The 17287-nt window shown below is 71.6% G+C and carries 19 protein-coding genes; 12 read left to right on the top strand and 7 right to left on the bottom strand.

Going from position 1 to position 17287, the window contains the following annotated elements:
- Nucleotides 1–124, top strand: a 124-nt coding sequence (locus C1J00_RS45930) for a DUF6213 family protein (protein ID WP_245936433.1), incomplete at its 5' end; no start/stop codon positions are given.
- Between the two features lie 60 nt (nt 125–184).
- Here the strand turns inward: C1J00_RS45930 and C1J00_RS21130 are convergent.
- Nucleotides 185–841, bottom strand: coding sequence for a heme oxygenase-like domain-containing protein (locus C1J00_RS21130; RefSeq protein ID WP_102910636.1), 657 nt, complete (start codon nt 839–841; stop codon nt 185–187).
- 86 nt (nt 842–927) lie between these two features.
- Between C1J00_RS21130 and C1J00_RS45360 the strand changes: the two genes are divergently transcribed.
- Nucleotides 928–1083, top strand: coding sequence for a hypothetical protein (locus tag C1J00_RS45360; RefSeq protein ID WP_180989632.1), 156 nt, complete (start codon nt 928–930; stop codon nt 1081–1083).
- Here the strand turns inward: C1J00_RS45360 and C1J00_RS21125 are convergent.
- On the bottom strand, nt 1080–2306 hold the full coding sequence (locus tag C1J00_RS21125) for an acyl-CoA dehydrogenase family protein (RefSeq protein ID WP_102910635.1): 1227 nt from the start codon (nt 2304–2306) through the stop codon (nt 1080–1082). The genes C1J00_RS45360 and C1J00_RS21125 overlap by 4 nt on opposite strands.
- A gap of 173 nt (nt 2307–2479) precedes the next feature.
- Between C1J00_RS21125 and C1J00_RS21120 the strand changes: the two genes are divergently transcribed.
- The gene (locus tag C1J00_RS21120; RefSeq protein WP_102910634.1) at nt 2480–3121 is read left to right on the top strand and encodes a TetR/AcrR family transcriptional regulator; all 642 of its coding nucleotides are present in this window, start codon (nt 2480–2482) and stop codon (nt 3119–3121) included.
- 96 nt (nt 3122–3217) lie between these two features.
- Here the strand turns inward: C1J00_RS21120 and def are convergent, their stop codons facing one another.
- Nucleotides 3218–3757 carry a peptide deformylase gene (def, locus tag C1J00_RS21115; protein ID WP_102910633.1) on the bottom strand — a complete coding sequence of 180 codons (540 nt, stop codon included), beginning with the start codon at nt 3755–3757 and terminating at the stop codon, nt 3218–3220.
- Between the two features lie 158 nt (nt 3758–3915).
- On the opposite strand from def, the gene C1J00_RS21110 reads away from it, so the two are divergent.
- The 5 genes from C1J00_RS21110 to C1J00_RS21090 all read left to right on the top strand — a co-directional run bounded on the left by C1J00_RS21110 (nt 3916) and on the right by C1J00_RS21090 (nt 8525).
- On the top strand, nt 3916–5154 hold the full coding sequence (locus tag C1J00_RS21110; protein WP_033307230.1) for a MurT ligase domain-containing protein: 1239 nt from the start codon (nt 3916–3918) through the stop codon (nt 5152–5154).
- A 23-nt stretch (nt 5155–5177) separates the two neighbouring features.
- Nucleotides 5178–5906 (top strand): type 1 glutamine amidotransferase, encoded by a 729-nt coding sequence (locus tag C1J00_RS21105; RefSeq protein WP_102910632.1) that lies wholly within the window; start codon nt 5178–5180, stop codon nt 5904–5906.
- Nucleotides 5907–6108: 202 nt separating this feature from the next.
- Entirely contained in the window at nt 6109–7134 is a 1026-nt protein-coding gene (locus tag C1J00_RS21100; protein WP_102910631.1) for a 6-phosphofructokinase, read from the top strand.
- 180 nt (nt 7135–7314) lie between these two features.
- Nucleotides 7315–8265 carry a cytochrome c oxidase assembly protein gene (locus C1J00_RS21095; RefSeq protein WP_102910630.1) on the top strand — a complete coding sequence of 317 codons (951 nt, stop codon included), beginning with the start codon at nt 7315–7317 and terminating at the stop codon, nt 8263–8265.
- Between the two features lie 80 nt (nt 8266–8345).
- Entirely contained in the window at nt 8346–8525 is a 180-nt protein-coding gene (locus C1J00_RS21090) for a hypothetical protein (protein WP_030835374.1), read from the top strand.
- Nucleotides 8526–8529: 4 nt separating this feature from the next.
- On the opposite strand, the gene C1J00_RS21085 is transcribed toward C1J00_RS21090, so the two are convergent.
- From C1J00_RS21085 to C1J00_RS21070, 4 genes are read right to left on the bottom strand one after another with little or no spacing between them, the layout of a single operon-like run.
- The gene (locus tag C1J00_RS21085) at nt 8530–9744 is read right to left on the bottom strand and encodes a sensor histidine kinase (RefSeq protein WP_102910628.1); all 1215 of its coding nucleotides are present in this window, start codon (nt 9742–9744) and stop codon (nt 8530–8532) included.
- A complete protein-coding gene (locus C1J00_RS21080; protein WP_102910627.1) occupies nt 9741–11456 on the bottom strand; it encodes a sodium/solute symporter in 1716 nt (571 codons plus the stop codon). Before C1J00_RS21080 ends, C1J00_RS21085 begins: the two co-directional genes overlap by 4 nt.
- 25 nt (nt 11457–11481) lie before the next feature.
- Complete coding sequence (locus C1J00_RS21075; protein ID WP_102910637.1) at nt 11482–11877, bottom strand: hypothetical protein; 396 nt, start codon at nt 11875–11877, stop codon at nt 11482–11484.
- A gap of 2 nt (nt 11878–11879) precedes the next feature.
- Complete coding sequence (locus tag C1J00_RS21070) at nt 11880–12629, bottom strand: LytR/AlgR family response regulator transcription factor (RefSeq protein WP_102910626.1); 750 nt, start codon at nt 12627–12629, stop codon at nt 11880–11882.
- Between the two features lie 121 nt (nt 12630–12750).
- Between C1J00_RS21070 and C1J00_RS21065 the strand changes: the two genes are divergently transcribed.
- The 4 genes from C1J00_RS21065 to C1J00_RS21050 all read left to right on the top strand — a co-directional run.
- Entirely contained in the window at nt 12751–13266 is a 516-nt protein-coding gene (locus tag C1J00_RS21065) for an Lrp/AsnC family transcriptional regulator (RefSeq protein WP_102910625.1), read from the top strand.
- Nucleotides 13267–13392: 126 nt separating this feature from the next.
- The gene (gene ddaH, locus C1J00_RS21060) at nt 13393–14223 is read left to right on the top strand and encodes a dimethylargininase (RefSeq protein ID WP_102910624.1); all 831 of its coding nucleotides are present in this window, start codon (nt 13393–13395) and stop codon (nt 14221–14223) included.
- A complete protein-coding gene (rocD, locus tag C1J00_RS21055; RefSeq protein ID WP_102910623.1) occupies nt 14220–15473 on the top strand; it encodes an ornithine--oxo-acid transaminase in 1254 nt (417 codons plus the stop codon). The genes ddaH and rocD overlap by 4 nt, the downstream gene beginning before the upstream one ends.
- Before the next feature lie 176 nt (nt 15474–15649).
- The coding region (locus tag C1J00_RS21050) for a SpoIIE family protein phosphatase (RefSeq protein ID WP_102910622.1) at nt 15650–17287 on the top strand (1638 nt) is incomplete at its 3' end.

Here is a 17287-nt window from a genome sequence, read left to right as displayed (position 1 = left end):
GGTGGAGGGCGGGGAGTCGGGGCTGGACGAGGACACGGTCGCCGAGTTGGCCATTGAGCTGGCGAAGCTGGCCGATCGTATTGACGTGGCCTGTATCGCGCACAGCAGTGGGACCGCGACGTAACTGTGGGTAGCGGGTGTATGTGGCCGTGTATGTGGCTGTCGCGCAGTTCCCGCGCCCCTTTCAGGGAGTCCCGCTCAGCGCCGTCCAGAACATCGCCTCGTACGCCTGGAGCAGGCGGCCGTATGTGCGAACTCGTGCCTGATCGAGGCGCCCGGCGTCCAGAGCCGCCTCCACCGCTGCTGCCGCCAGCCGGTCCAGGTCGGGTGACTCTTCCGCGAAGAAGTCGAAGAAGGCGCAGGCCTCGTCGGTGAAGCCGTAGTGCTCGCGCAGTGCCGTGGCGATGGTCGCGCAATAGCCGCCCCACGCCGAGAAGTTGGCCGTCAGCGCCGGCACCACGTCTGCCGGTGCGGCGTTGAGTGCCAGCCAGGCCACGTACGCGGGGTACGCCTGGCAGCCGGGAAGCGGCTCGTACGGCGCCTCCTGCGCGCGGCACGCCCGACCGAAGGCGACCAGTCGCTCGCCCGCCAGCGCCTCGCCCTCCGCGAGAGTCGTGAAGAAGGCGGCGGCCTCCGGATCGGCCGCTGCGGAGCGGACGGCCAAGTACTCGAACGCGCGACGGTCGGCGGAGATCACCCAGGTCTGTTCGGCAGCGAGCGCGGCGAGGGTGGCGCGGGGTGCCGTACCGGCGGCGATCCGGGGGACCAAGGGGTTGGCGTCCGGGTCCGGGGCGAGGGCCGCCGTGGTCGTCCGCAGCAGGTCCAGGGCCGGGTGCGTCATCGCTTCCTCCGTCAAGCGTCGTCGAGGTGCCGGGACGAGCCTGGCACGTTGTCCCCGGCTGCGGAGCGGTCCGGCGCGCAGCCGGCGTGCCCGCGGGGATTCGTGCGGGAGTCCCGTTCGGGCAACCGCACGCGTTCACCGACCCGACGGACACGCCGGCGACGATGTCCTCCGAGCCGGTGATCGAGGAACTACGGGCGCGCTGCGCCATCGAGCGGCTGACGCCGCTCGGACAGCGCTAGCGGATGGGCACGCCGGCGAGGGTCCGGGCGATCACCAGACGCTGGATCTCGCTCGTGCCCTCGAAGATGGTGTAGATGGCCGCGTCCCGGTGCATGCGCTCGACCGGGTACTCCCGGGTGTAGCCGTTGCCGCCGAGGATCTGGATCGCCTGGGCCGTGACCGTCTTGGCCGTCTCGCTCGCGAACAGCTTGGACATCGAGCCCTCGGCCGCGGTGAACGGCTTGCCGTTGACCGCCATCCAGGAGGCCCGCCAGACGAGGAGCCGGGCCGCGTCGATGGACGTGCGCATGTCGGCGAGCTGGAACGCCACGCCCTGGTTGTCGACGATCGGCCGCCCGAACTGCTCCCGCGTGGTGGCGTAGTCGAGGGCGACCTCGTACGCGGCCCTGGCGGTTCCGACGGCCATGGCGCCGACGGCCGGGCGCGAGGCCTCGAACGTGGCCATCGCCGCGTTCTTCACTCGCTCCCCACCCTGCCTGGCCTTCTCCCGGGCGCGGGCGAGCCGCTCGTCGAGCTTCTCCTTGCCGCCGAGCAGGCAGGAGCCGGGCACCCGCACGTTGTCCAGGACGACCTCGGCGGTGTGCGAGGCGCGGATGCCGTGCTTCTTGAACTTCTGGCCCTGGGACAGCCCCTCGGTGCCCGGCGGGACGATGAAGGAGGCGTGGCCCTTGGAGCCGAGCTCGGGGTCGACGACCGCGACCACGACGTGGACGTTGGCGATGCCGCCGTTGGTCGCCCAGGTCTTGGTGCCGTTGAGCACCCACTCGTCCTTGGCCTCGTCGTACACGGCCCGGGTGCGCATGGAGGCCACGTCGGAGCCGGCGTCGGGCTCGGAGGAGCAGAACGCGGCCACCTTGACGTCGTCGGCGTCGCCGTACATCTGGGGGATCCAGGTGCCGATCTGCTCCTCGGTGCCGTTGGCGAGGACGCCGACGGCGGCGAGGCCGGTGCCGACGATGGACAGGGCTATGCCCGCGTCGCCCCAGAACAGCTCCTCCATCGCCATGGGGATGCCGAGGCCGGTGGGGTCGAAGTACTGCTGGGCGTAGAAGTCCAGGGAGTAGATGCCGACCTTGGCGGCCTCCTGGATGACCGGCCAGGGAGTCTCCTCGCGCTCGTCCCATTCGGCGGCCGCGGGGCGGATCACGTCGGCCGCGAAGCCGTGAAGCCAGTCCCGGACCTCCTTCTGTTCGTCGTTGAGCTCCATGGTGAACTCGGCCATGTCGTCCCCTTCAGCGGCACACGTGCATGTTACTTGCGGTAACATGCAGTCTGTTACCGGTGGGTAGTCGAAGTCAACTCCTACCGACCGGTCGGCACCCGTTCGGTGCCCTGGGCATGCTTCAGTGTTAGTTTGCGCAGGCGTTATCGAAACAGCACGGGTGGGGAGAGACCATGGACACCACGCAGCGGACCGATCAGCAACGGTCCGCCGATCGCCGTCGGCGTGAGCTGCTGGAAGCCGCCGACCGAGTGGTGCTGCGCGACGGCCCGCAGGCTTCGATGAACGCGATCGCGGCGGAAGCCGGCATCACCAAGCCGATTCTCTACCGGCACTTCGGCGACAAGGGCGGGCTCTACGCGGCCCTGGCCATGCGGCACACGGACGCGCTGCTGGACTCGCTGCGGGCGGCGCTGGACGCGCCGGCGGACCGGCGGGAGCGGGTCGAGGCGACGCTGGACACCTACCTCACGGCGATCGAGGCGCGGCCCCAGGTGTACCGGTTCCTGATGCACCCCGCGGAGGGGAGCCCCGGAGATCAGGGCTTCGATGTCGGCAAGCACAGCGCGCCGTTGCTGCGGCGGATGGGTGAGGAACTGGCGCAGGTCATCGAGGAGCGGCTGGATCTCGGGCCGGGCGGGCAGCAGCTGGCGCGGGTGTGGGGGCACGGAATCGTCGGCATGATGCATGCGGCCGGGGACTGGTGGCTGGGGGAACGGCCTTGTTCTCGTGGTGAGTTGGTGCGGAGTCTGGCCGACCTCTTGTGGGGTCGCCTTGCCGCTGCGGGAGACAAGATCGGCGGTCCGGGGTTCTGACCGTCGGGTCTCGGCTGCGGGCCGGCGGGGGTTGTTCGCGCCCACGCGGCGGAGCCGCATATCGGATACAGCCCCGCGCCCCTGAGGGACATACACTCACCGGCGCCATGAAGCCCTGACGACCTGGCGCATCAGCCTGCGGTGGCGCCAGCCGCTCAGGTGATCCGCGTAGACGCGGCCCTCCACGTGGTCGCACTCGTGTTGCAGGCAGCGGGCGAAGAAGCCCGTGCCGTGGACGGTGACGGGCTCCCCCGTGACCGTGAAACCCTCGACCACCGCATGGTCGTAGCGCTCCGTGCCCGCTTCCAGGCCCGGCAGGGACAGACAGCCCTCCGGGCCCCGGATCACCACGCCGTCCTTCTCGGTCAGGCGCGGGTTGATCACGTGGCCCACATGGCGGACGTCCTCGTCGTCCGGGCAGTCGTAAACGAAGACCCGCAGGCCCTCGCCGATCTGGTTGGCGGCGAGGCCGACTCCTTGGGCGGCGTACATGGTCGCGAACAAGTCCTCGACGAGCCGGGCCAGTTCGGGGCCGAAGTCGGTGACCTCCGCGCAGGGCGAGTGCAGGACGGGATCGCCGTGCAGGGTGAGGGGTCTCACGCGGCCGTGGGTGCCGGGGATGGGGCTCTGTCGCATGGCGGCAAGAGTAAGGTCCTGTCGGTCCGCGCCTCCCACACGAGTTCGCCACAGTGCCGCGGTTCGGGAGTGCGAATGGATCTCGATAGGCTGAGGTCCACACCACGTGGCCGTCAGGCTTCAAGGCGCGGCGCGTACGCAAGGAGGATCGAGAACTGATGGCAGGCAACTCGGACCCGCTCTCGCCGCGGGCCAAGCTGGCCGTGACCGCGGGCAAGGCGGTCGCGGCGGCATCGCGCGCCGCAGGGCGCGGCAGCGGTTCGGTGATCGGCGGCCGGGTCGCGCTGAAACTCGACCCCGACCTCCTCGCCCGGCTCGCCCAGAACCTGGACGTGATCCTGGTCTCCGCGACGAACGGCAAGACCACCACCACCCGGCTCATCGCCGAGGCCCTGCGCGCGGCGGGACCGGTCGTCTCCAACGCGCTCGGCGCCAACATGCCGGCCGGCATCACCTCGGCCCTCGCCGGCAGCTCGGACGCCCGCTACGGCGTCATCGAGGTCGACGAGAAGTACCTCGCCGGCGTCGCCCGGGACACCGCCCCGAAGTGCATCGCCCTGCTCAACCTCTCGCGCGACCAGCTCGACCGCGCCGCCGAGACCCGCATGCTCGCCGAGAACTGGCGGGAGGGACTCGCGGGTTCCAAGGCCGTGGTCGTGGCCAACTGCGACGACCCGCTGGTGGTGTGGGCGGCGTCCTCCTCCCCCAACGTGATCTGGGTCGCGGCGGGGCAGATGTGGAAGGACGACGCCTGGTCGTGCCCGTCGTGCGGTGGCGTGATGCAGCGCCCGGGCGACGACTGGTTCTGCGGCGAGTGCGGATTCCGCCGTCCGACGCCGAGCTGGGCGCTCTCCGGCGACCACGTGCTCGACCCGCACGGCTCGGCCTGGCCGATCCACCTCCAGCTGCCCGGCCGCGCCAACAAGGCGAACGCCGCCTCGTCGGCCGCCGTCGCCGCCGTGTTCGGGGTGCCGCCGCAGGTCGCTCTGGAGCGCATGTACCAGGTGCAGGCGGTCGCCGGGCGCTACGACGTCGTCCAGTTCCAGGGCCGTGACCTGCGGTTGCTGCTCGCGAAGAACCCGGCCGGCTGGCTGGAGACGTTCTCCCTGATCGACCCGCCGCCCACCCCCGTCATCCTGTCGGTGAACGCGCGCTCCGCCGACGGCACCGACACCTCCTGGCTGTGGGACGTCGACTACTCACGTCTGACCGGCCACCCGATCTGTGTCGTCGGCGACCGGCGGCTGGACCTGGCGGTGCGCCTGGAGGTCGCCGACCAGCACTTCCAGGTCTACGAGAACCTCGACCAGGCGGTGGCGGCGTGCCCGCCGGGCCGGATCGAGGTCATCGCCAACTACACGGCGTTCCAGGACCTGCGCCGCCGCGTCGGCAACTGAGCACGAGACGTCAGGGGACTTTTGTGAGCGACAACCAACTGCGGGTCGTCTGGATCTATCCCGACCTGCTCAGCACCTACGGCGACCAGGGCAACGTCCTGGTCGTCGAACGCCGGGCCCAGCAGCGCGGCCTGGACGTGGCCCGGCTGGACGTGCGCAGCGACCAGCCGATCCCGACCTCCGGCGACATCTACCTGATCGGCGGCGGCGAGGACCGGCCGCAGCGGCTCGCCGCCGAGCGGCTGCGCCGGGACGGCGGACTGACCCGTGCCGTGGAGAACGGCGCCATCGTGTTCTCCGTGTGCGCCGGCTACCAGATCCTCGGCCACGAGTTCATCAACGACCTCGGCCAGCGCGAGCCCGGCCTCGGGCTGCTGGACGTGGTGTCGGTACGCGGCGAAGGCGCGCGGTGCGTCGGTGACGTGCTGGGCGACATCGACCAGCGTCTCGGCCTGCCCCCGCTGACCGGCTTCGAGAACCACCAGGGCGTCACCCACCTGGGCCCCACCGCCCGCCCCCTCGCGCAGGTGCGGTTCGGCAACGGCAACGGCACGGGCGACGGCACGGAGGGCGCGTACAACGACACCGTCTTCGGCACGTACATGCACGGGCCGGTGCTGGCGCGCAACCCGCTGATCGCGGACCTGCTGCTGAAGCTGGCCCTCGACGTCAACGCCCTGCCGCCGACCGACGACCGCTGGTACGAGGCACTGCGCAACGAGCGGATCGCCGCTGCTCAGCAGCCCGCGTAGGGGCAGCGCCGCAGCGTGCCCCGGACACGCGTCAACCTGCTGGTCAACAGCCCGTATGACGGCCCATCCGCACAGGTGAGCGGGGTCGTCCAGCAGGCGGACGCGTGCTTCGGTCCGGCCCCTCGATGCCGCTAGGGTGGCGGGGATTCCAGCCGGACAACGCGGTCCGGTCCCCGGCCCACGTTGAGAAGGTATTCGGGCTATGCGCATTGGTGTCCTCACGTCCGGCGGCGACTGCCCCGGCCTGAACGCCGTCATCCGGTCCGTCGTGCACCGCGCCGTCGTCGACCACGGCGACGAGGTCATCGGCTTCCGGGACGGCTGGAAAGGCCTCCTGGAGTGCGACTACCTCAAGCTCGACCTCGACGCGGTGGGCGGCATCCTCGCCCGCGGCGGCACGATTCTCGGGTCCTCCCGGGTCCAGCCCTCCCAGCTGCGGGACGGTGTGGAGCGGGCCAGGGGCCATGTCGAGGAGCTCGGCCTCGACGCGATCATCCCCATCGGCGGCGAGGGCACCCTCAAGGCCGCCCGGCTGATGGCGGACAGCGGTCTGCCCATCGTGGGCGTGCCGAAGACCATCGACAACGACATCGCCGTCACGGACGTCACCTTCGGCTTCGACACGGCCGTCGGGGTGGCGACCGAGGCCCTGGACCGGCTGAAGACCACCGCCGAGTCGCACCAGCGGGTCCTGGTGGTCGAGGTCATGGGCCGGCACACCGGCTGGATCGCCCTGCACTCCGGCATGGCGGCCGGTGCGCACGCCATCGTCGTCCCCGAGCGGCCCTTCGACATAGAGGAGCTGACCCGCAGGGTGGGCGAGCGGTTCGAGGCGGGCAAGCGCTTCGCGATCGTCGTCGCGGCCGAGGGGGCCAAGCCCCGGGCCGGGACCATGGAGTTCGACGAGGGCGGCAAGGACATCTACGGGCACGAGCGGTTCGCCGGGATCGCCCGGCAGCTGTCCGTGGAGCTGGAGGGACGGCTGGGGAAGGAAGCCCGGCCGGTGATCCTCGGACATGTGCAGCGGGGCGGCACGCCGACCGCCTACGACCGGGTGCTGGCCACGCGGTTCGGGTGGCATGCGGTGGAGGCGGTGCACCGGGGTGAGTTCGGGCAGATGACCGCGCTGCGCGGGACCGACATCGTGATGGTGCCGCTGGCCGAGGCCGTCAAGACGTTGAAGACCGTGCCGGAGGATCGGTACGAAGAGGCGGAATGCGTTCTCTGAGGCCGCGCTGACCGCCGAGTGCGGGTTGTGTGTGGCTGGTCGCGCCCACGCGGCGGAGCCGCATATCGGTAGAGCCCCGCGGCCCTGAGTTCGCCCCCGGTCACTTGTGTGACCGGGGGCGGTTCTACTCTTGTGGGCGGACAGATGGCTGCACACCCCCACGAAGCAGGAGCCGGCGGAATGGATCACAGCGGGCACGGCATGACCATGGATCTGCCGCCGTTCACGCTGGGGCGAGGACTGGAGTGGTCGGCGGACCCGTTCTTCCTCGTCGCCTGCCTGGCCGGGCTCGCGCTCTACGGGTGGGGGGTCGTGCGGCTCGTCCGGCGCGGTGACAAGTGGCCCGTGGGGCGGACGGTCGCCTTCGTTCTCGGTGTGCTGAGCATCATGCTCATGATGTGCACCCGGCTGAACGACTACGGCATGGTCATGTTCAGCGTGCACATGGTGCAGCACATGGTCATCAGCATGGTGTCGCCCATTCTCATCCTGCTCGGGGCGCCGATCACGCTGGCACTGCGGGCGCTGCCGACCGCGGGGCGGGGGCGCAAGGGGCCGCGGGAACTGCTGTTGATGTTCCTGCACAGCCGGTACATGCGGATCATCACGCACCCGGCGTTCACGATCCCGCTGTTCATCGCGAGCCTGTACGGGCTGTACTTCACGCCCATCTTCGACACCCTGATGGGCTCCAAGCCCGGCCATGTCGCGATGATGGTGCACTTCCTCGCCGTCGGTCTGGTGTTCTTCTGGCCGATCATGGGCGTGGATCCGGGCCCGCACCGCCCGGGCTACCTGATGCGGATGCTGGAGCTGTTCGCGGGCATGCCGTTCCACGCGTTCTTCGGGATCGCGTTGATGATGGCGTCCGAGCCGATGGTCGAGACGTTCAAGAACCCGAGCGCCTCGCTCGGCATCGAGGCGCTCTCCGACCAGAACGCGGCGGGCGGCATCGCCTGGGCGTTCAGCGAGATCCCCTCCGTGCTGGTCCTGGTGGCCCTGCTGTTCCAGTGGTACGCCTCGGACCAGCGGCAGGCCAGGCGCACGGACCGGGCCGCCGACCGTGACGGGGACAAGGAACTGGAGGCGTACAACGCCTATCTGGCCTCGCTGAACGCGCAGGGGCGCTGAAGTCCTCTTCGGTACGGACCGTGCGCGCCGGGCGTCCGCCGGGCACCATGGAGGGACCGAACCATGAGGAGGGTGTTGCGATGCCCGGTTCCACGAACGGTTCCAACTCTACGAAGACCATGGGAGCGCTCACACTGGGTGGACTGGTCGTGGTGACGGCCTACACGGTGGCGCTCGGGAGCAACGGCTGGCTGTGGTTCGGCTGGGTCGTCCTGGGCCTGATCACCCTGGGACTGGTGGTCACCACGCGCAGCACCTGAGAGCTCACTCCCTGGTCAGCCGCCCCGCCGAGTGCACACCGGGCTGGTATTTCGGGAGCCGGACGGTGATCTTCATGCCGGCTCCCGCTGCGGTCTCGATGACCAGGCCGTAGTCGTCGCCGTAGACCTGGCGGAGCCGGTCGTCGACGTTGGAGAGGCCGATGCCGCCCGAAGGGCTGACCTCGCGGGCGAGGATGCGGCGCAACAGGCCGGGGTCCATGCCGGCACCGTCGTCCTCGATGACGACGAGGGCCTCGGCGCCCGCGTCCTGGGCGGTGATCTGGATGTGGCACTGGCCCGCGGACACGGCCTTGCCCTCCAGGCCGTGCTTGACGGCGTTCTCGACGAGCGGCTGCAGGCACAGGAAGGGCAGGGTCACCGGCAGCACCTCCGGGGCTATCTGGAGGGTGACGGAGAGGCGGTCGCCGAAGCGCGCCCGCACCAGGGCCAGGTAGTGGTCGATGGCGTGGAGTTCCTCGGCGAGGGTGGTGAAGTCGCCGTGCCGCCGGAACGAGTAGCGGGTGAAGTCGGCGAACTCCAGGAGCAGCTCGCGGGCGCGCTCGGGGTCGGTGCGGACGAACGAGGCGATCACCGCGAGCGAGTTGAAGATGAAGTGCGGGGAGATCTGGGCCCGCAGCGCCTTGATCTCGGCCTCGATGAGGCGCGTGCGGGACTGGTCGAGATCGGCCAGCTCCAGCTGGACCGACACCCAGCGGGCGACCTCGCCGGCGGCCCGGACCAGCACCGCCGACTCGCGCGGCGCGCAGGCCACGAGGGCGCCGTGCACCCGGTCGTCGACGGTGAGCGGGGCGACGACCGCCCAGCGCACCGAGCAGTCGAGGCTGTCGCAGGTGAGCCGGAAGGCTTCGCCGCGGCCGGTCTCCAGGGGGCCCGTAAGGCGTTCCATGATCTCGGTGCGGTGGTGTGCGCCGTCGCCGTCCCAGGCCAGGACCTGCCCCTGGTCGGTGAGGCAGAGGGCCTCCGTGCCGAGCAGGGAGCGCAGCTTGCGGGCGGACTTGCGGGCGGTCTCCTCCGTCAGGCCGGCCCGTAGCGGGGGCGCGGCGAGGGAGGCGGTGTGCAGGGTCTCGAAGGTGGCGTGCTCGACGGGGGTGCCGAGGCCGGCGAGGCTCTTGGCGTGTGCGGTGCGCCGCCCGAGCCAGACGCCGAGGGCCAGGACCGGGAGCACGGCGACGCACAGGCCCGCCAGGAACCCGCTCATGCCGTCACCTCCGTGCGCAGTTCCTCCGGCAGGTGGAAGCGGGCCAGGACCGCCGCCGTGCCCGGCGGGACCCGTCCGGGGGTGGCGAGGGAAACCAGGATCATGGTGAGGAAGCCCAGCGGCACCGACCACAGGGCGGGCCAGGCGAGCAGGGCGTGCAGGGCGGCGCCCTCGCCCGGGTAGCCCGCCATGGTCGCGGCGACCGCGAGCAGGGCGGAACCGCCCCCGACGAGCATCCCGGCGGCGGCGCCGGGCGGGGTCAGTCGCCGCCACCAGATGCCGAGGACGAGCAGCGGGCAGAACGAGGACGCCGACACGGCGAAGGCGAGCCCGACGGCGTCGGCGACCGGCAGCCCGCCGACCAGGACGCTCGCCGCGAGGGGCACGGCCATGGCGAGGACCGTGCCGAGCCGGAAGTGCCGCACGCCGCGGGACGGGAGGACGTCCTGGGTGAGGACGCCCGCGACCGCCATGGTCAGGCCGGAGGCCGTGGACAGGAAGGCGGCGAAGGCGCCCCCGGCGACCAGCGCGCCCAGCAGGTCTCCGCCCACTCCCCCGATCATGCGGTCGGGCAGCAGGAGGACGGCGGCGTCCGGGTCGCCGGTGAGGGTGAGTTCGGGGGCGTAGAGGCGGCCGAGGGCGCCGTAGAGGGGTGGCAGGAGGTAGAAGGCGCCGATCAGGCCGAGGACCGCGACGGTGGTGCGTCGGGCGGCGACGCCGTGCGGGCTGGTGTAGAAGCGGACCACGACGTGCGGCAGGCCCATGGTGCCGAGGAACGTGGCGAGGATCAGCCCGTACGTTGCGTACAGCGGGCGCTCCTCGCGGCTCTCGGCCTGGGACGGGGACAGGTCGCCACCGCCGCTGCGCTCGGCCCGGGGGACGGGGGCGCCCGCGGCGAAGGTAAGGCGGGTGCCGCTGTCGATGCGGTGGGTACCGGCGGGGAGTTCCAGGCGGGTGCCGGTGTGCGTCCGGCCGTCGACGGTGCCGGTCACCGTGACGGCCAGGGGCCGGTCGAGGGTGAGGTCGATGCTGTCGTCGACACGGACGACGCGCTGCTCGCGGAAGGTGGCCGGTTCGTCGAAGGCGTGCCGGGGCGCGCCGTCGCTCTGCCAGGTGAGGACCAGGAAGAGTGCGGGGACGAGCAGGGCGGTGAGCTTCAGCCAGTACTGGAAGGCCTGCACGAAGGTGATGCTGCGCATGCCGCCGGCGGCGACGATGGCGATGACGACGACGGCGACGATCACCCCGCCGAGCCAGTCGGGCGCACCGGTCAGCACGGTGAGGGTCAGCCCGGCGCCCTGGAGCTGGGGCAGCAGGTACAGCCAGCCGACACCGACGACGAAGGCGCCGGCGAGCCGCCGCACGGCCTGGGAGGCGAGGCGGGCCTCGGCGAAGTCGGGGAGCGTGTAGGCGCCGGAGCGGCGCAGCGGGGCGGCGACGAAGAGCAGCAGGACCAGGTAGCCGGCGGTGTAGCCGACCGGGTACCAGAGCATGTCGGGGCCCTGGACCAGGACGAGGCCCGCTATGCCTAGGAAGGAGGCGGCGGAGAGGTACTCACCGCTGATGGCGGCCGCGTTGAGGCGGGGTCCGACGGTGCGGGAGGCGACGTAGAAGTCGGAGGTGGTGCGGGAGATGCGCAGGCCGAAGGCGCCCACCAGGACCGTGGCGACGACGACGAGGGCGACGGCGGGGATGGCGTAGCTGGAGTTCATCGGGCGTCGGTCCGTCGGTGGTCGTTCATCGGTCTTCGACGAGGCGTACGAAGTCGCGCTCGTTGCGCTCGGCGCGGCGGACGTACCAGCGGGCGAGCAGGACCAGGGGGGCGTAGAGGCCGAAGCCGAGGACGGCCCACTCCAGGCGGCGGGCGTCGGGCATCGCCGCGAAGAGCAGCGGGAGCGGGCCCACGAGCAGGCCGAGCACGGCGAACACGGTGAGGGCGGCGCGCAGTTGGGTGCGCATCAGGGAGCGGACGTAGGCGTGGCCGAGGGTGGTCTGCTCGTCGATCTCGGTGCGCGGGCGGTAGTAGCCGGAGGCCTGGGGGTACCTCCCGCGCGAGCGAAGCCGAGCGTGGGGGACGGTGCGGCGGGGCGGCGCGGTGACGACGACGCGGCGTTCGGTGTGGTCCTGGGGCACCGTCACGGCCTCCTCATGAGCAGGTCGCGCAGTTCGCGCGTGTGGCGCCGGCTGACCTGCAGTTCCTCGGAGCCGATGAGGACGCTGACGGTGCCCGCGTCGAGGCGGAGTTCGCCGATGTGGCGCAGGGCGACGAGGTGGCGGCGGTGGATGCGGACGAAGCCGCGGGTGCGCCAGCGCTCCTCCAGGGTGGACAACGGGATGCGCACCAGGTGGCTGCCCTTGTCGGTGTGCAGGCGTGCGTAGTCGCCCTGGGCCTCGACGTGGGTGATGTCCTCGACGGCGACGAAGCGGGTCACGCCACCGAGTTCGACGGGTATGTGGTCCGGGTCGGGTTCGCTCACGGGTATGCGGGGCGCCGCACCGCGCAGCTCGGCGGCCCGGCGGACGGCCTCGGCGAGGCGCTCCTTGCGGACCGGTTTGAGGACGTAGTCGACGGCCTTGAGGTCGAAGGCCTGCACGGCGAAGTCCTCGTGGGCGGTGACGAACACGACGAGCGGCGGCCGGGCGAAGCCGGTGAGGAGCCGGGCGAGGTCGAGGCCGTGGAGGCCGGGCATCTGGATGTCGAGGAAGACGACGTCGATGGCCTCGGGCCCGCCGGGGCCGGACTCCAGGGCGCGGTTGATGCGGCGCAGGGCCTCGGTGGCGTCGCCGGCACCCTCCGCGCTGCCGATGCGGGGGTCGGCGTGCAGGAGGTAGAGCAGCTCCTCCAGGGAGGGGCGTTCGTCGTCGACAGCCAGGGCGCGCAGCATGAATCCGGAGTGTAGGGGTGATCCGTACGTCTGGACACGTGCCGGGGGTGGACGTCCGCGCTGGACACGGTGCCCGCGCGGGGCCGGGAGCGGGCCGGATGCCGGTGGATACAGTGCCCGCATGAGCAGCAGGTCCACGCCGTTCGACGAACTCGACCGGAAGATCATCACCGCGTTGATGGCGAACGCCCGGACGTCGTTCGCGGAGATCGGCGCGGCGATCGGGCTGTCGGCCACGGCGGTCAAGCGGCGGGTCGACCGGCTGCGCGAGACGGGTGTGATCACCGGGTTCTCGGCGACGGTGAAGCCGTCGGCGCTGGGCTGGCGCACGGAGGCCTACGTCGAGGTGTACTGCGAGGGCGCCGCCCCGCCGCGGCGGCTGGCCGAGGTCGTGCGCGACTACCCGGAGATCGCCGCGGCGATGACGGTGACCGGCGGCGCGGACGCGTTGCTGCATGTCCGGGCGCGGGACGTGGACCACTTCGAGGAGGTGCTGGAGCGAATCCGGCAGGAGCCGTTCATCCGGAAGACGATCAGTGTGATGGTGCTGTCCCATCTGCTGCCGGAGAGCCCGGAGGCGGGGGCGAGCCATCCGGCCCCGGAGGGGGCCCCGGGCGGCGCAGCAGACGTGCGCTGAGCGGCCGGAAGACGCAGCGTTCCTGCGTGAACGCGCAATCTTTGATTCTTGTCGCGCACCTCCGCCAGTTCCTACCGTTGTGTCAACCACCAGTCACACACCGTGAGGAAGCGGAGGGACCCCTCTGTGCCCGACTCCCGTGTGCCGCGCCGGCGGCGCTACCTCGTCTGCGAACCCAGACACTTCGCCGTGCAGTACGCGATCAACCCGTGGATGCATCCCGGTGAACCCGTCGATGTCCTGCGTGCCCTGGACCAGTGGCAGGCGCTGGTCGACGCCTATCGTGCCCACGGCCATACCGTGGACAGTGTGAAACCCGTTCCCGGCCTGCCCGACATGGTTTTCGCCGCGAACGCGGCGGTCGTCGTCGACGGCCGCGTCTTCGGCTCGCTCTTCCACGCGCCCGAGCGCCGTCCCGAGTCCGTGCCGTACGAGGCGTGGTTCAAGGCGGAGGGGTACGAGGTGTACCACCCCGAGTCGGTGTGCGAGGGCGAGGGCGACCTGGTGCCGGCCGGCCGCTGGATCCTGGCCGGGACGGGCTTCCGTACGACCCGGGAGGCCCACAGCGAGGTGCAGGAGTACTTCGGGACGCCGGTGATCAGCCTGACGCTGGTGGATCCGTACTTCTACCACCTGGACACGGCGCTGTTCGTCCTCGGCGAGGGGCACGACGGGAACATCGTCTACTACCCCGAGGCGTTCTCGCCGGGCAGCCGTGAGGTGCTGGCCCGGCTGTACCCGGACGCGGTGCTCGCCACCCGCGAGGACGCGATGGCGTTCGGGCTCAACTCCGTCTCCGACGGGCGCCATGTGTTCATCTCGCCGGGGGCGGCGGGACTTGCCGAGCAGTTGGCCTGCCGTGGCTACGTCCCCGTCCCCGTCGACCTGTCCGAGTTCCAGAAGGCCGGTGGCGGCATCAAGTGCTGCACCCAGGAGATCCGGGAGATCCGCTCATGACCGCACCCGTCCGCACCGAGGACTCGCAGGGGGCCCGTGACGCGCGGGAGACCCGTGGCTCACAGGAGCTGATCCGCGCGGAGGAGCCGGTCCTCGCGCACAACTACCACCCGCTGCCGGTGGTCGTCGCGCGTGCCGAGGGCACCTGGGTGGAGGACGTCGAGGGGCGGCGCTACCTCGACATGCTCGCCGGCTACTCGGCCCTCAACTTCGGCCACCGGCACCCGGCGCTGGTCGAGGCGGCGCACCGTCAGCTGGACCGGCTGACGCTCACCTCGCGCGCCTTCCACAACGACCGGCTCGCCGAGTTCGCGGAGCGGCTGGCCGCACTGACCGGTATGGACATGGTGCTGCCCATGAACACCGGCGCGGAGGCGGTGGAGAGTGGGGTGAAGGTGGCCCGCAAGTGGGCCTACGACGTCAAGGGCGTCCCCGCCGACCGGGCGACGATCGTGGTCGCGGCGGACAACTTCCACGGCCGTACGACGACGATCGTCAGCTTCTCCACGGACGAGACGGCTCGTGCGGGCTTCGGACCCTTCACCCCGGGCTTCCGGGTGGTGCCGTACAACGACCTGGCCGCGATGGAGGCGGCCATCGACGAGACGACGGCCGCGGTGCTGATCGAGCCGATCCAGGGCGAGGCGGGGGTGATCATCCCCGACGACGGCTATCTGGCCGGGGTACGGGAGCTGACCCGCCGCAAGGGGTGTCTGTTCATCGCGGACGAGATCCAGTCCGGGCTCGGCCGCACGGGCCGCACGCTGGCGGTCGAACACGAGCCGGTGGTGCCGGACGTGCTGCTGCTGGGGAAGGCGCTGGGTGGCGGCATCGTGCCGGTGTCGGCGGTGGTCGGGCGTCGGGAGGTGCTCGGGGTGCTGCGGCCCGGGGAGCACGGCTCCACCTTCGGCGGCAATCCGCTGGCGGCTGCGGTCGGCACGGCGGTCGTGGAGCTGCTGGAGACGGGCGAGTTCCAGGGTCGGGCGGCCGAGCTCGGCGTGATCCTGCGCGACGGTCTGACGGGGATGGTCGGCAAGGGCGTCGTCGGCTTCCGGTCGCGCGGCCTGTGGGCGGGCGTCGACATCGACCCCGCGCTCGGCACCGGGCGCGAGATCAGCGAACGCCTGATGCGCGAGGGAGTCCTGGCGAAGGACACCCACGGCTCCACGATCCGCCTGGCACCACCGCTCACCATCACGGCCGAGGAGCTGACGGGGGCCCTCGCGGCACTGGAGAAGGCGCTGGGCTGAGGAGCCCGGCGGTCATCCGGTGGGGAACGACGTCCACGACATGGCATCCGTGTGGGTCTGGCCGCCCTTGTCGTCGCCCTCCCCGGCCGACCCTGCACAAGCCGCCCGCCGGCGCCGGAAGGGTGAAGATTGGGGCTAGAGGTGGTAGACCACTCTCAGCGACAGAGAGGTCGGCCGTGGGCGCAGACGAGGTGTACGGCGTTGCCCGGCAGCGGTTCGATGTAGCCGACGCGGCGCCCCTGTTGCTCGATCCACAGGGCGTGGTGACGGGCTGGACCGGCGGTGCCCGGCGGCTGCTGGCGTACCCGGCTTCGGAGGCCGTCGGCAGGAAGCTGGCCGATCTGCTGGTCGCCGAGGACGCGCAGCGCGTGCCGGACCTGGTCGAGCGGTGCCGCAGGGACGGCGGCTGGACGGGACTGCTGACGGCCCGCCGCAGGGACGGGCAACCGGTGAGGGTGGCGGCCCGGATCGCCTCGGCCGAGGAGGCGCACGGCGGGTCGCGCTGGCTGATGCTGCTGTCGGAGCTGTCCGACGCCCCCGGCTGGGACATGAGCCGCACGGTCCTGGAGCGGATGACGGCGGGTGCCCCGGTCGGTATCGCGATCGTGGACACGGACCTGCGCTTCGTGTGGTCGAACGCCGCCCTGGAGCAGTTCGGCGGCGGCCCGGCCGCTCGGCGGCTCGGTCTGCGCTTCGCGGACGTCCAGCCCGGCATGGACGCCCAGGCGGTCGAGGCGCAGATGCGGCACGTGCTGGAGACCGGCGAGCCGGTGATCGGCTACGAGCACGTGGGCCATGTGCGCTCGGCACCGTTGCGGGAGACCGCGCACATGCTGTCGTTCACCCGGCTCGAGGACGACCAGGGCCATCCGATCGGCGTCTACTACACCGTCGTGGACATGACCGAACGGCACCGGGCGCGGCAGCGGCTGGCGCTGCTCGACCGGGCCGGCGAGAGCATCGGCCGCAGCCTGGACCTGACGCGCACGGCGCAGGAGCTGGCGGACGTGGCCGTGCCCGGGCTGGCCGACTTCGTCACCGTGGACCTGCTGGAGTCGGTGCTGCGGGGCGCCGAGCCGGCTCCCGGGCCGCTCGCGGACGCGGAGGAGCCGGTGGAGCTCCGCCGGGCCGGCTACCGGTCCGCGCAGGGCGACCTCGTCGAAGCCGTCATCGAGATCGGCGAGACGGTGGCTTTCCGGGCCGGTACGCCGCCCTTCCGCTGTCTGGCCACGGGACGGTCCTGGCGGGAGGAGCGTCTCGACCCGCTGACCCTGGACTGGACCACGGACACCCCGAGCGGTCGCCGGGCCACCTTCCTGGAACTGGGCCTGCAGAGTGTGATGACCGTGCCGATCCGTTCGCGCGGCACCACTCTGGGCATCACGACCTTCTACCGGCGCCGTCACCGCGAGTCCTTCGACGAGGAGGATCTGCGGCTGGCCGAGGACATCGTCGCCCGCGCGGGCGTCTGCGTGGACAACGCCCGCCGCTATACCCGCGAGCGGGACGCCGCGCTCGTCCTGCAGCGCAGCCTGCTCCCGCACCGGCTGCCCGAGCAGGACGCCGTCGAGGTGGCCGCGTGCTACCGGCCGGCCGACGAGCTGACCGGTCTCGGCGGCGACTGGTACGACCTCATCCCGCTGTCCGGGGCGCGGGTCGCGCTGGTCGTGGGCGAGGTGCCCGGGCACGGCATCGACGCCGCGGCGGCCATGGGGCAGCTGCGGACCGCCGTACGGACCCTGGCGGCGCTGGATCTGCCGCCCGCGGAGGTGCTGGCGCACCTCGACGACCTGGTGGCGCGGTCGGCGCGGGAG

The organism is Streptomyces cahuitamycinicus (assembly GCF_002891435.1).
Classification (GTDB): domain Bacteria; phylum Actinomycetota; class Actinomycetes; order Streptomycetales; family Streptomycetaceae; genus Streptomyces; species Streptomyces cahuitamycinicus.
Note: the sequence above shows the minus strand (reverse complement) of the source record. Positions and strands in the feature narration are given on the sequence as shown.

Coding starts and splice junctions, on each gene's coding strand:
- C1J00_RS21130 (WP_102910636.1), bottom strand. CDS start 841: ATGACGCACCCGGCCCTGGACCTGCTGCGGACGACCACGGCGGCCCTC.
- C1J00_RS21125 (WP_102910635.1), bottom strand. CDS start 2,306: ATGGCCGAGTTCACCATGGAGCTCAACGACGAACAGAAGGAGGTCCGG.
- C1J00_RS21120 (WP_102910634.1), top strand. CDS start 2,480: ATGGACACCACGCAGCGGACCGATCAGCAACGGTCCGCCGATCGCCGT.
- def (WP_102910633.1), bottom strand. CDS start 3,757: ATGCGACAGAGCCCCATCCCCGGCACCCACGGCCGCGTGAGACCCCTC.
- C1J00_RS21110 (WP_033307230.1), top strand. CDS start 3,916: ATGGCAGGCAACTCGGACCCGCTCTCGCCGCGGGCCAAGCTGGCCGTG.
- C1J00_RS21100 (WP_102910631.1), top strand. CDS start 6,109: ATGCGCATTGGTGTCCTCACGTCCGGCGGCGACTGCCCCGGCCTGAAC.
- C1J00_RS21095 (WP_102910630.1), top strand. CDS start 7,315: ATGGATCACAGCGGGCACGGCATGACCATGGATCTGCCGCCGTTCACG.
- C1J00_RS21090 (WP_030835374.1), top strand. CDS start 8,346: ATGCCCGGTTCCACGAACGGTTCCAACTCTACGAAGACCATGGGAGCG.
- C1J00_RS21085 (WP_102910628.1), bottom strand. CDS start 9,744: ATGAGCGGGTTCCTGGCGGGCCTGTGCGTCGCCGTGCTCCCGGTCCTG.
- C1J00_RS21080 (WP_102910627.1), bottom strand. CDS start 11,456: ATGAACTCCAGCTACGCCATCCCCGCCGTCGCCCTCGTCGTCGTCGCC.
- C1J00_RS21070 (WP_102910626.1), bottom strand. CDS start 12,629: ATGCTGCGCGCCCTGGCTGTCGACGACGAACGCCCCTCCCTGGAGGAG.
- C1J00_RS21065 (WP_102910625.1), top strand. CDS start 12,751: ATGAGCAGCAGGTCCACGCCGTTCGACGAACTCGACCGGAAGATCATC.
- rocD (WP_102910623.1), top strand. CDS start 14,220: ATGACCGCACCCGTCCGCACCGAGGACTCGCAGGGGGCCCGTGACGCG.